Origin of the sequence: Bradyrhizobium sp. 179 (assembly GCF_023073535.1) — a bacterium.
Taxonomy (GTDB): Bacteria; Pseudomonadota; Alphaproteobacteria; order Rhizobiales; family Xanthobacteraceae; genus Bradyrhizobium.
Genome location: NZ_JADPJR010000116.1, coordinates 96,768 through 109,865, shown reverse-complemented (window position 1 = coordinate 109,865; position 13,098 = coordinate 96,768). Strand labels below are relative to the sequence as shown.

Genomic DNA, 13,098 nt, shown 5'->3' with positions numbered 1-13,098 from the left:
CTTTTCGTCATTCCGCGGCACCCCGGAACAACGGACGAGATCACGCCGCCGGCTGCACCGCCTTGTCGCCGGCCATCACATGGGTCAGCGCGCTCTTGATCGCGGCCTGGCGGGTCGGCGCGTTGATCTGTGCGCCCAGGAGGTCGGTGACGTAGAACACGTCGCGCGCGCGCTCGCCGAAGGTCGCGACATGCGCCGAGGCGATGTTGAGGTTGAGCTTGGAGATCGCGGTGGTCAGCTCGTAGAGCAGGCCGGGGCGGTCGAGGCCGGAGACCTCGATCACGGTGTAGCGGTCGGACCATTGGTTGTTGATGGTCACTTCCGGCTCGATCACGAACGGCTTCGCCTTGCTGCGCACGGTGCGCCGCGCCACCACTTCCGGCAGGCGCAGCTTGCCTTCCAGCACGTCCTCGATCATCTCGCCGATCCGGGTGGCGCGCCGTCCCTCGTCCTCGTCGCGGTCATACTCCCGCGAGATCGAGATCGTGTCGAGCGCACGGCCGTCGGTGGTGGTGTAGATCTGGGCGTCGACGATGTTGGCGCCGGCCGAGGCGCAGGCTCCGGCGATGATGGAGAGCAGCCAGGGATGGTCGGCGGCGAAAATCGTGAGCTCGGTGACGCCACGCACCTCGTCGAAGCCGACATTGATCGCGAGCTTGTGGCCGGCCTGCTCGCTGGAGCGGACGAAGCGGGCATGGCGGATTTTTCGCGGCAGCTCGACCTTGAGCCAATAGGCTGGATAGTGCCGGCCGATATAGGCATCGAGCTCGTCAGCCGGCCATTCGGCGAAGGCCATGCGGAATTCGGCGTACGCAACGGCGAGGCGCTTTCCGCGGTCGACCTCCGAGAAGCCGCCGGTGAGCACCGGCTCGGTCTCGTAATAGAGCGAGCGCAGCAGCTGCGCCTTCCAGCCGTTCCACACGCCCGGGCCGACGCCGCGGATATCGGCGGTTGTCAGGATGGTCAACAGCTTCATCTGCTCGACCGATTGCACCACCGCGGCGAAATTCTCGATCGTCTTGCGGTCCGAGAGGTCGCGCGACTGCGCGACCGTGGACATCGTCAGATGCTCCTCGATCAGCCAGGCCACGAGCTCGGTATCGGCCGGGCTGAAGCCGAGCCGGGGGCACAGCCGCCGCGCCACCTTGGCGCCGGCAATGGAGTGATCCTCGAGGCGGCCCTTGGCGACGTCGTGCAGCAGCGTCGCGATGTAGATGACAGGCCGGTGCTCGGGCCTGATCTTGCGGAACAGGTCGCTGGCCAGCGCGAACTCCTCGATCCCGCCGCGCTCGATGTCCTGAAGGAAGCCGATGCAGCGGATCAGGTGCTCGTCGACCGTGTAGTGATGATACATGTTGAACTGCATCATCGAGACGATCTTGCCGAAGGCGCGGATGAAGTGGCCGAGCACGCCGGTCTCGTTCATCCGCCGCAGCACGATCTCGGCATTGTCGGAGATGAGGATCTCCATGAACAGCCGGTTGGCCTCGGGATTCTCGCGCAGCTGGGCGTTGATCAGGCCCAGCGAGCGCGTCACACCGCGCATCGCATCCGGATGGAAGGCGAGGTTGTTCTTCTGCGCCAGGCGGAAAATGCGGATCAGATTGACCGGATCGTGCTTGAAGACGTCGGGCGCGGCGATGTTGATGCGATTGTTGTCGACGATGAAGTCGTCGCTGTCAGGCACGCGCCGCTTCACGGTGCTGGGCCGCAGCCGCGCCATCATCCGGCTCAGCACCGGCGCGGGCTTGGCCTGCTGGTCCTCGAGCTTGGCGCAGAGAATGGCGGTGAGGTTGCCGACTTCCTTGGCGACCAGGAAGTAGTGTTTCATGAAGCGCTCGACGTCCTGCATGCCGGGATGCGAGGTGTAGCCGAGCCTGACCGCGATCTCGCGCTGGAGGTCGAAGGAGAGGCGCTCTTCGGCGCGATTGCAGTAGAAATGCAGATTGCAGCGTACCGACCAGAGGAAATCGGCGCAGCGGCGGAAGCTGCGATATTCCTGCGCGTCGAACACGCCGCGCTCGACCAGCTCGTCGGTATCGCGGACGCGATAGACGTACTTTGCGATCCAGAACAGCGTGTGCAGGTCGCGCAGGGCGCCCTTGCCGTCCTTGACATTCGGTTCGACAAGATAGCGCGACTGGCCGCCGCGGCGATGCCGCTCCTCGCGCTCGGCGAGTTTTGCGGTGACGAATTCGGACGCGGTGCCCTGCACCACGTCCTTGTCGAAGCGCTCGACCAATTCGTCATAGAGCGGCTTGTCGCCGGTCAGGAAGCGCGTCTCCAGGATCGCGGTGCGGATCGTCATGTCGCCGCGCGCCTGCCGGATCGACTCGTCGACCGAGCGCGTGGCGTGGCCGACCTTCAGCCCCATGTCCCAGAGGCAGTAGAGGATGGCTTCAGCGACCTGCTCGCCCCAGGCGGTCTGCTTGTAGGGCAGGATGAACAGCAGATCGATGTCGGATTCCGGCGCCATCAGCCCGCGGCCATAGCCGCCGGTCGCCACCACCGCCATGCGCTCGGCGCCGCTCGGGATTGGCGAGCGGTAGAGATGCCGGGTCGCGGCCGAATACAGGATGCGGATGATCTCGTCCTGGACGTGGCACAGTCGCTCGGCGCAGCGCCTTCCGTGGCGGTCCTTGAGCAGGATCGCCTGTGCGGCGGCGCGCGCCGCGATCAACTCGGCCTTGAGCAATTGCGCCATGGCGGTGCGGAACGCGTCCTCGCGGCCCTCGTGCTTTTCGGCGAGCGCATCGACCGCGGCGGTGATCCGCGCGCTGTCGAAGCGGTCATCCGTTTCGGGCTTCTGCTCAGTCGCGATGCTGTCCATGCCTCACCGGATATAAGAGGCGGCAGGCGCTGTCACCCGCGATTCTCTGGCAATAGTCGTTCCATGCTGGAAAGCTGCGGCTTTGGGCAAATCTGTTCTCGGGCTGCGCGCTTGCAAGGGACGGATTTTCTCGTTGACCTCTAGAAATAACTCCTTGAAAAACAATGAAATTTTGGAGGAGCTGGGCATGACCAGGATTACACGACGCATTCTGTTGGCGGGAGCCGTAGCGCTCGCATTGACCCCTGCGGCACGGGCGGCGGATCCGCTCAAGGAGATCCGCATCGACTGGGCGACCTACAATCCGGTGTCGATGGTCCTGAAGCAGAAGGGACTGCTGGAGAAAGAGTTCGCCAAGGACGGCATCACGATCACCTGGGTGCAGTCCGCCGGCTCGAACAAGGCGCTCGAATTCCTTAACGCCGGCTCGATCGATTTCGGCTCGACCGCGGGCTCGGCCGCGCTGGTCGCCCGTATCAACGGCAATCCGATCAAGTCAATCTATGTCTATTCGCGTCCGGAATGGACGGCGCTGGTGACATCAAAGGATTCCAAGATCGCTGGCGTTGCCGATCTCAAGGGCAAGCGCGTTGCGGTGACGCGCGGCACTGATCCGCACATCTTCCTGGTCCGCGCGCTGCTTGGCGCGGGTCTCACCGAAAAGGACATCACGCCGGTGCTGCTCCAGCACGCCGACGGCAAGACCGCGCTGGTCCGCGGCGACGTCGATGCCTGGGCCGGTCTCGATCCGATGATGGCGCAGGCCGAGGTCGAAGAGGGCGCAAAGCTGTTCTACCGCAAGGCCGATGCCAACACCTGGGGCATCCTCAATGTGCGCGAGCAGTTCCTGAAGGATTATCCGGACACTGCTCGCCGCGTCCTCGCGGTTTACGAGGAAGCGCGGAAATACGCCCTGGCGAATTACGACGAGCTGAAGAAGACTTTCATCGCGGTCACAAAACTGCCCGAGGCGGTCGTCGACAAGCAGCTCAGGGAGCGCACCGAGCTCACCCATAGCCGCATCGGCGCGCCCCAGCGCGAATCGATCCTCGCCGCGGGTCTCGCGCTCCAGCAGGCAGGCGTCGTCGACGCCAAGGTCGACGTCAAGGCGACGCTGGATGCCCTGATCGACGACCAGGTTCCGCTGCCGACGAATTGAGGCTCCTTGCATTCCCCGACCAGACGCGCTTGCTATGGCCATGATCTCCGACGCGCCAGTCCTGCAACAATCCTCGGAGCCGGCCGAAACCGCGGCTGCGCCTTCGCGCATCGCCCGCTACGCGCGGCCGGTGCTGGGTGTGCTGCTGCCGCTGATGCTCGCGCTTGGCTGGGAGCTCGTGGTCTGGCTCGGCTGGTCCAACGGGCGGCTGGTGCCATCGCCCTCGCGCGTGTTTGCCACCATCACCGAGCTCGCCCGCTCCGGCGAGCTGGTGCGCCACATCACAGCGACGCTGTGGCGGGTCGCTCTCGGCTTCGCCTTCGGCGTGGTCGCGGGCACGCTGTTAGGCGCCATCTCCGGCTATTGGTCGCTGGCGCGGCGGCTGCTCGATCCGACCGTGCAGGCGCTGCGCGCGATCCCTTCACTGGCCTGGGTGCCGCTTTTCATTCTCTGGCTCGGCATCTTTGAGACCTCGAAGATCGCGCTGATCGCGGTCGGCGTGTTCTTTCCGGTCTATCTCGGCGTGATGGGCGCGATCCTCGCGGTCGACCGCAAGATCGTCGAGGTCGGCCGCACCTTCCGCCTCTCAGGGCCGGCCATGATCCGGCGCATCCTGTTGCCCGCGGTGCTGCCGGCCTATGTCGTGTCCTTGCGCGTCGGCCTCGGTCTGGGCTGGATGTTCGTGGTGGCGGCCGAGCTGATCGGCGCCTCCGAAGGCCTAGGCTATCTCCTGCTCGACGGCCAGCAGCTCGGCAAGCCCGCACAGATCCTCGCGGCCATCGTGATCTTCGCCATCCTCGGCAAGCTCACGGACTGGCTGATCGAAGTCGCGGCCGCGCCCTTCCTGCGCTGGCAGGATGCCTTCGGACGCGCGAAGGGAGCGTGACGCGATGCTGGCGCTCCACCGGGTCAGCAAGACCTATCCCAACGGCGTGGAGGCGCTGGCGCGCTTCTCCGCCGAGATCCGCCAAGGCGAGATCGTCGCCATCATCGGCGGCTCCGGCTGCGGCAAATCAACATTGCTGCGCGCCATCGCCGGCCTCGATCGCGCCAGCTCCGGCACAGTGACGCTCGACGATGAGGCGATCGCCGCGCCGCACGCCAAGATCGGCATCATCTTCCAGGAGCCGCGGCTTTTGCCCTGGCTCAGCGTCGCTGACAATATCGGCTTCGGACTTGCCGATCTGCCCGCAGCCGAGCGGCGCGAGAAGGTGGCGCGCGCGCTCGAACGCGTCGGGCTCACCGAGAAGGCGCAGGCCTGGCCGCGCGAGCTCTCCGGCGGGCAGGCGCAGCGCGTCGCGATCGCACGCGCACTGGTGCCGCAGCCGGAGGTGCTGCTGCTCGATGAGCCGTTCTCGGCGCTTGACGCCTTCACCCGTCGCGACCTTCAGGATCATCTGCTCGACCTCTGGGCCGATACGCGGCCGACCTTGATGCTCGTCACACATGACGTCGACGAAGCCGTCGTGCTGGCCGATCGCGTGCTGGTGATGCGGCCGCGGCCCGGCCGATTGTTCGATCAGATCGAGATCAATCTGGGTCGGCCGCGCGACCGCAATTCGCCGCTGTTCGAGAACTTCAAAAGAAGTGTGCTGACCTCACTCGACCGCTCACTCGACCGCAGGGTGCCTGACCGTGACGCAACCCAGGGTCCCGGTCAGGCCATGTGGTGGTGACAATTCGTCTCCAAGCCGGTACATCGAGGGGCAATCTTCCGGGAGAGAACGAACATGGACGCTGCCCAATTGCGCCAGATGCAGGCCCCGATCAAGGAGCGCTACAAGACTGATCCGAAGGCTGCGCTGATCACGCTGAAGGCGAAGGGTTCGACAGACAGCGAAGGCATCGCCTGCAAGGTCGAGACCGGACGCGCCATTGCGATGGCCGGCCTGCATCCGGCCACCGGCGGCTCCGGCCTCGAACTGTGCTCCGGCGACATGTTGCTGGAAGCGCTGGTCGCCTGCGCCGGCGTCACGCTGAAATCGGTTGCGACCGCGATCGAGGTGCCCTTGAAGACCGGCAACGTCTATGCCGAGGGTGATCTCGATTTCCGCGGCACGCTCGGCGTCGATAAGGAGACCCCGGTCGGCTTCGCCGAGATCCGGCTGCGCTTCGAGGTCGACACCGACGCGCCGCAGGACAAGCTCGATCTGCTGCTGAAGCTCACCGAGCGCTATTGCGTGGTCTATCAGACCATCAAGAACGGCCCGAAGGTGTCGGTGTCGATGCAGCGGATGTAGCTGCCCACTTCCATTGCGAGAGGTTGCGCCGACGGCGCGGGTGAGGGGCGTTCTCTCGTGGGGACCTGAAGTCCTCACCCGATGTGCTGTGCAAATCGACCTCTCCCTCCGGGAGAGGTGAACGAACCCGCGGCTAATTCGCCTCAACGAAAATCATCCCGCGCTAGATGTCCCCCGATCTCCACCTCATCCTTTTCCTTCTCCTGCGCATGGCGATCGCGGCGGCGTTCGTCGTGACGGCGTCGATCATCACCGAACGTTCCGGCCCAGTGATCGGTGCGCTGGTGGCGACGCTACCGATCTCAGCGGGCCCTTCCTATGTCTTTCTCGCGCTCGACCATAACGCCGCCTTCATCGCGCAAGGCGCCCTGTCGAGCCTTCCCGTCAACGCCGCGACGATCGTCCTTGGCCTCTGTTATGTCGTGCTGGCGCAGCGGCACAATCTGCTGGTGAGTGCCGGCAGCGCGATCGCCGTGTGGATCGTGCTGGCCTCCATCATCCGCCTGTTCGACTGGACCTTGACGGCCGGACTCGCCGTGAACCTGATTGCCTTCGGCATCTGCATTCCGCTGCTCGCTAAGTACCGCCATGTGAAGATGCCGTTGGTGACGCGTCACTGGTACGATATTCCGTTCCGCGCCGCTTTGGTGGCAACGCTCGTCGCCATCGTGGTTTCCACCTCGGGCTGGGTCGGCCCGCGGGTCTCCGGTGTCATCGCGCTCTACCCGATCGTCTTCACCAGCATGATGGTGATCCTGCATCCGCGCATCGGTGGCCCGCCGACCGCCGCGGTGCTTGCCAATTCTGCCTGGGGCTTGCTCGGGTTCGGTATGGCGATTGCGGTGATGCATGTCGGCGCCGCAAACTTCGGCTCCGCGATCGGCCTCAGCATGGGGCTCGCCACCTGCATCGTGTGGAACCTGACGCTGTGGTGGAATGGACGAAGGAAGCGGCTGGCGCACTAACCTCCGTCGTTGCGAGGAGCGAGGCGACGAAGCATCCAGACGATCACGGGGAGAGAGAATGGATTGCTTCGCTCCGCTCGCAATGACGATTGCGGTCGCGGCGTGCTTATTGCTTCGGCAGCTTGGCCTTCAACGCATACAGCGCATCCAGCGCCTCGCGCGGCGACATTTCGTCGGGATGTAACGCCTTCACCGCTTCCATTAGAAGCTCCGCTTCGCTCGGCGGCGCGGCCTCCGCCGCGGCGCGCGAGGGCACGGCGAACAGCGGCAGATCGTCGGCGGGGGCGCGGGCGGTCTGGCCGCGGTCCTGGGCCTCCAGCTTGGCCAGCACCGATTTGGCCCGCGTGATCACGGCCGGCGGCAGGCCGGCGAGCTTGGCCACCTGAATGCCGTAGGAGCGATCGGCCGAGCCCGGCAGCACCTCGTGCAGGAACACGACATTGCCCTGCCATTCCTTCACGCGCACGGTGGCGTTGAACATGCGCGGCAGTTTTGCCGAGAGCGCCGTCAGCTCGTGATAATGCGTGGCGAACAGCGTGCGGCAGCGATTGCTCTCGTGCAGATGCTCGATCGCGGCCCAGGCGATCGAGAGGCCGTCGAAGGTCGCGGTGCCGCGGCCGATCTCGTCGAGGATCACGAGTGCGCGCTCGCCGGCCTGATTCAGGATCGCCGCGGTCTCGACCATCTCGACCATGAAGGTGGAGCGGCCGCGGGCGAGATCGTCGGCCGCGCCGACCCGCGAGAACAGGCGATCGACGATGCCGATCCTCGCCCGCGCGGCCGGCACAAAACTGCCGATCTGCGCCATCAGGGCGATCAGCGCGTTCTGGCGCAGGAATGTGGATTTACCTGCCATGTTGGGACCGGTGAGCAGCCAGAGTTGGCCTGACTTCTGTCCGGGCGCCGGCGAGAGGTCGCAGGCATTGGCGATGAACGGCTCGCCATTGCGCTTGAGCGCCTGCTCCACCACGGGATGGCGGCCGGCTTCGATCGCAAAGCCGAGCGAGGTGTCGACCTCGGGCCGCACGTAGTTCTCGTCGACGGCCAGCTTGGCCAGCGACGTCGCGACATCGAGCAGCGCAAACCCGTGCGCGGCGGCGCGCAAGTCTTCACTGATCTCGAGCGCCTTGGCGCAGAGCCGCTCGAAGATCTCGAGCTCGAGCCCGAGCGCGCGCTCGCCGGCATTTGCGATCTTGGCCTCGATCTCGCCAAGCTCCGAGGTGGTGAAGCGTACCTGGCCCGCCAGCGTCTGGCGATGAATGAAGGTCGCATTCAGCGGCGGCGACATCAGCTTGTCGCCGTGCTGCGCGGTCACCTCGACGAAATAGCCGAGCACATTGTTGTGCCGGATCTTCAGGGCCTTCACGCCGGTTTGGTCGGCGTAGCGGGCTTGCATTGAGGCCACCACCAGGCGCGAAGCATCGCGCAGGTTGCGGGCTTCGTCGAGCGCAGGCTCAAAGCCTTGACGAACGAAGCCGCCGTCGCGCTTGATCAATGGCAGTTGCTCATCGAGCGCGCCGGCAAACTCCGTCGCCAGCGCGCGAGATGGCTTTTGCAGCGCCGCCATCACCGCCACGATCTCCTGCGGCGGCTGGTCGAGTTCGGACAGCCGCGTCAGCACCTGGTCGGCGGCGATGATGCCGTCGCGGATGCCGGCGAGGTCGCGCGGTCCGCCGCGGCCGACGGAGAGACGGGCCAGCGCCCGCGACATGTCCGGCGCGCCGCGCAGGATGCTGCGGATGTCTTCGCGCGCGGCGGAATCGGCAACGAAGGCGCCGACGGCGTCGAGCCGCCGGGCGATCGCCGGCGCATCGGTCAGTGGCGCCGCCAGTCGCTGCGCCAGCAGCCGAGAACCGGCCGAGGTCACCGTGCAGTCGATGGCGTCGAGCAGCGAGCCGCGGCGTTCGCCGGCGAGCGTGCGCGTCAATTCGAGATTGGCGCGGGTGGCCGGATCGATCGCCATGGTTGCGCCCGAGGCTTCGCGCGCCGGCGGCGACAGCGGCGGGTGCTTGCCGACCTGGGTGCGGTCGACGTAGGTGACGGCGGCGGCCGCCGCGGTGGCTTCCAGACGCGTGAGCTGCGCCAGCCCATCCATTGTGGCGACAGCGAAATAGTCGCACAGCCGCTTCTCGGCGGTGGCGCCGTCGAACACGTCGCGGGTCAGCGGCGTTACCGCCGGCAGCTCGCGCAACGTCTGTCCGAGCTCGCTGTCATTATAGAGCGCGTCGCTGACGATCGCCTCGTTCGGATTGATGCGCGCCAGCGTGGCGGCGAGCTCGCCGCCGCCGCACTCCGTCACCATAAATTCGGCAGTCGAGATGTCGATCCAGGCAAGGCCGAAGCGGTCGCCACCGGCGGAGGAGCGGGCGCGCGCGATCGCCAGCAGGTAGTTGTTCGCCCGCGCGTCCAGCAGGGTGTCCTCGGTCAGCGTGCCCGGCGTGACCAGCCGCACCACGCCGCGGCGCACCACGCTCTTGTTCCCGCGCGCCTTGGCCGCAGCGGGATCCTCGGTCTGCTCGCAGACCGCGACGCGGTGACCGGCCGAGATCAGGCGGTGCAGATAATCCTCGGAGCGTTCGACCGGCACCCCGCACATCGGGATATCCGTGCCCTGATGCTTGCCGCGCTTGGTCAAGACGATGCCGAGCGTCTTCGAGGCAATTTCGGCATCCTCGAAGAACAATTCGTAGAAATCGCCCATCCGGTAGAACAGCAGCAAGCCCTGATGCGCCGCCTTGATCTCGAGGTACTGTTCCATCATCGGCGTGACACGCGCGGCAGCTTCCGCCTGCGGCGCGGGCGTGTCGTCGGGAGGCGGTACAGGTATTGGCTGTTGCATTGTCATGGGCGGTGCAACCTACAAAATTTCGGCACCTGCTCCTATCGCTTTGGCCGCAGCGGCGAGGTTTTCCACGTTGTCCGCATTGCGGCATGCGTGGCTGGCGTGCGCCCCATCGGAACACGCGCGTATCAGTCAATTGACCTGCTGCGGGCGGCCTCCTAAAACTCCGCCGTCATTGAAGAATTCCGGCCGAACCACGGCATTCAGGGAGAACAGCGATGCGTGACGTCTTTATCTGCGATGCCGTGCGGACCCCGATTGGCCGTTTCGGCGGCTCGCTCGCCAAGGTGCGCGCCGACGACCTGGCGGCCGCGCCGATCAAGGCGCTAATGGCCAAGCATCCCAAGCTCGACTGGGCCCAGGTCGACGAAGTCTTCTTCGGCTGCGCCAATCAGGCTGGCGAGGACAATCGCAACGTCGCACGCATGGCGCTGTTGCTGGCGGGCCTGCCGGATTCGGTTCCGGGCCAGACCCTGAACCGGCTCTGCGCGTCCGGGCTGGATGCGGTCGGCGCCGCGGGGCGCGCCATCCGCTCCGGCGAGATCGAGCTTGCGATTGCCGGCGGTGTCGAATCCATGACCCGTGCCCCCTTCGTCATGGGCAAGGCGCAGGAGGCGTTCTCGCGTTCGGCCGAGATCTTCGACACCACGATCGGCTGGCGCTTCATCAATCCGCTGCTCAAGGCGCAGTATGGCGTCGACGCGATGCCGGAGACCGGCGAAAACGTCGCCGAGGAGTTCCAGGTCTCGCGCGCCGACCAGGACGCCTTCGCGATCCGCTCGCAGCAGCGTGCCGGCGCGGCGATTGCATCCGGCTATTTTGCGGAAGAGATCACGCCGATCACCATTGCCGGTGGCAAGGCCGGCCCCATCACGGTGGACCAAGACGAGCATCCGCGCCCCGAGACCACGCTGGAGGGGCTCGCCAAGCTGAAGCCGATCGTGCGCAATCCCGGCACGGTCACTGCCGGCAACGCCTCCGGCGTCAATGACGGCGCCGCCGCGATGATCCTCGCGTCCGAAGCTGCGGTGAAGAAGCACGGGCTGACACCCCGCGCGCGCATTCTCGGCCTCGCCTCGGCCGGCGTGCCGCCGCGCATCATGGGCATTGGACCCGTGCCGGCGACGCGCAAGCTGATGGAGCGGCTCGGCAAGAAGATCAGCGATTTCGACTTGATCGAGCTGAATGAAGCCTTCGCCTCGCAGGGCATCGCCTGCATGCGTCAGCTCGGCGTGGCTGATGACGCCGACTTCGTCAATCCGCATGGCGGCGCGATCGCGCTCGGCCATCCCCTCGGCATGAGTGGCGCCCGTCTCGCGCTCACCGCCGTGCATGGCATGGAAAAGCGCGGCGGCAAGCTCGCGCTTGCCACCATGTGCGTCGGCGTCGGCCAGGGCGTCGCGGTCGCGATCGAGAAGTTGAACTGACGGAGTGCGGCGCATCTCGTCATCCCCGGGCGCGGTGCGCTTGCACCGAACCCGGGATCTCAGGTTCAGCCCTCTCGGGCTGCCCCCGGAAACAACAAGTAATAGGGGCTGCGAAACCCGCTTCCCCAAATTAGTTATGTCCTATAATGATTGTCGAGCGTTGACCGGCCCCAGAACGGCCGGGGAGGAGTTCGCCAATGACATTCGTCTATCCCGTCGACAGCAACAAGGCGCATCCGCTGCCGCTGTCTCCCGAGTACAAGAGCTCGATCAAGCGCGCGCCGCACCAGCCCTTGATTCCGATGCGCCACACCCTGTCGGAGCTGACTGGCCCGGTCTATGGCCACGAGACCGTGCGCGAGGGCGACAATGATCTGACCCGCCAGCACAGTGGCGAGCCGCTCGGCGAGCGCATCATCGTGCATGGCCACGTCCGCGACGAGGACGGCCGCGGCGTGCCGAACTCGCTGGTCGAAATCTGGCAGGCCAATTCCTGCGGCCGCTATGTCCATGTCCGTGACCAGCACCCGGCACCGCTCGATCCAAATTTCACGGGCGCCGGCCGCACGGTGAGCGATGCCTCCGGTTACTACCGCTTCGTCACCATCAAGCCGGGCGCTTATCCCTGGGGCAATCATCACAATGCGTGGCGGCCCGCGCACATCCACCTCTCGGTCTTCGGCCACTCCTTTGTCACGCGCCTCGTGACGCAGATGTATTTCCCGAACGATCCGCTGTTCCCGTTCGACCCGATCTTCAATTCGGTGCCGGACGAAAAGGCGCGGGCGCGGATGGTCTCGTCGTTCGATCTCGAGAACACACAGCCCGAATGGGCGCTGTGCTATCGCTTTGACATCGTGCTGCGCGGCCAGAACGCGACGCCTATGGAGAACCATTAAGTGCAGGATTCTGTGAAGCCCAACGGGATCACCCCATCGCAAACCGTCGGTCCGTTCTTCAAGTACGGCCTGACGCCGAACGGCGAATACGCCTGGAACGACGCGTTCACCAACTCGACGCTCACGCCCGACGTTTCCGGCGACCGTATCCGCATCGAGGGCCGGGTATTTGACGGTGATGGCGTCGCCGTGCCGGATTGCATGCTGGAGATCTGGCAAGCGGACGCGCAAGGTCGCTTTGCCGACCCGCAGGACAAGCGTGCGCTGCCGAATGCGAGCTTCCGCGGCTTTGCCCGCTGCGGCACCGACAAGGACGGCAATTACGCCTTCGAGACCATCAAGCCCGGCGCCGTGCCGGATCCCGACGGCAAGCCGCAGGCGCCGCACATCCTTCTTGCGGTGTTCGGGCGCGGCATGCTCAGGCATCTCTATACCCGCATCTATTTCAGCGATGAGGCCGGCAATTCCGCCGATCCCGTGCTGGCGCTGGTGCCCACTGAGCGCCGCGCCACGCTGGTTGCGACGCGCGAGGCCGGCAAGGCGGTTTACCGGCTTGACCTGCGGCTCCAGGGCGACGACGAGACGGTGTTCTTCGACGTTTAACTCCCGCGTCGTCCCGGACCTGCGGACGGCTGAGACGCGCTTGTCCGGGACGACGGCCTGGCGCCTTCCGTATCGGAAGCCGCCCCTGACCGCTTTTCCCGTAGTTTCCCCGGAGTTCGCCGAGCGCAATTTC

General features: G+C 65.8%; 10 protein-coding genes. 8 read left to right on the top strand and 2 right to left on the bottom strand.

Annotated features, from left to right (window positions below; translation table 11 throughout):
• Nucleotides 1-40 precede the first annotated feature (40 nt).
• On the bottom strand, nt 41-2,830 hold the full coding sequence (locus IVB12_RS27265) for a [protein-PII] uridylyltransferase (RefSeq protein WP_247303704.1): 2,790 nt from the start codon (nt 2,828-2,830) through the stop codon (nt 41-43).
• 187 nt (nt 2,831-3,017) lie between these two features.
• Here IVB12_RS27265 and IVB12_RS27260 point away from each other — a divergent pair, with 187 nt between their 5' ends.
• From IVB12_RS27260 to IVB12_RS27240, 5 genes are all read left to right on the top strand, one after another.
• On the top strand, nt 3,018-3,989 hold the full coding sequence (locus IVB12_RS27260; protein ID WP_247303702.1) for an aliphatic sulfonate ABC transporter substrate-binding protein: 972 nt from the start codon (nt 3,018-3,020) through the stop codon (nt 3,987-3,989).
• A 40-nt stretch (nt 3,990-4,029) separates the two neighbouring features.
• Nucleotides 4,030-4,875, top strand: a complete 846-nt coding sequence (locus IVB12_RS27255) for an ABC transporter permease (RefSeq protein WP_247303955.1) — start codon at nt 4,030-4,032, stop codon at nt 4,873-4,875.
• Nucleotides 4,876-4,879: 4 nt separating this feature from the next.
• Nucleotides 4,880-5,665 (top strand): ABC transporter ATP-binding protein, encoded by a 786-nt coding sequence (locus tag IVB12_RS27250; RefSeq protein ID WP_247303700.1) that lies wholly within the window; start codon nt 4,880-4,882, stop codon nt 5,663-5,665.
• Nucleotides 5,666-5,719: 54 nt separating this feature from the next.
• The gene (locus IVB12_RS27245; protein ID WP_247303698.1) at nt 5,720-6,229 is read left to right on the top strand and encodes an OsmC family protein; all 510 of its coding nucleotides are present in this window, start codon (nt 5,720-5,722) and stop codon (nt 6,227-6,229) included.
• A 167-nt stretch (nt 6,230-6,396) separates the two neighbouring features.
• Complete coding sequence (locus IVB12_RS27240) at nt 6,397-7,194, top strand: hypothetical protein (RefSeq protein ID WP_247303696.1); 798 nt, start codon at nt 6,397-6,399, stop codon at nt 7,192-7,194.
• Nucleotides 7,195-7,300: 106 nt separating this feature from the next.
• On the opposite strand, the gene mutS is transcribed toward IVB12_RS27240, so the two are convergent.
• A complete protein-coding gene (gene mutS, locus IVB12_RS27235; protein WP_247303695.1) occupies nt 7,301-10,039 on the bottom strand; it encodes a DNA mismatch repair protein MutS in 2,739 nt (912 codons plus the stop codon).
• A 215-nt stretch (nt 10,040-10,254) separates the two neighbouring features.
• Between mutS and pcaF the strand changes: the two genes are divergently transcribed.
• From pcaF to pcaG, 3 genes are all read left to right on the top strand, one after another.
• The gene (gene pcaF, locus IVB12_RS27230; protein WP_247303694.1) at nt 10,255-11,463 is read left to right on the top strand and encodes a 3-oxoadipyl-CoA thiolase; all 1,209 of its coding nucleotides are present in this window, start codon (nt 10,255-10,257) and stop codon (nt 11,461-11,463) included.
• A gap of 197 nt (nt 11,464-11,660) precedes the next feature.
• Nucleotides 11,661-12,362, top strand: a complete 702-nt coding sequence (gene pcaH / locus IVB12_RS27225) for a protocatechuate 3,4-dioxygenase subunit beta (RefSeq protein WP_247303692.1) — start codon at nt 11,661-11,663, stop codon at nt 12,360-12,362.
• A complete protein-coding gene (gene pcaG / locus IVB12_RS27220) occupies nt 12,363-12,965 on the top strand; it encodes a protocatechuate 3,4-dioxygenase subunit alpha (RefSeq protein ID WP_247281972.1) in 603 nt (200 codons plus the stop codon).
• The last annotated feature ends 133 nt before the right edge of the window (nt 12,966-13,098 follow it).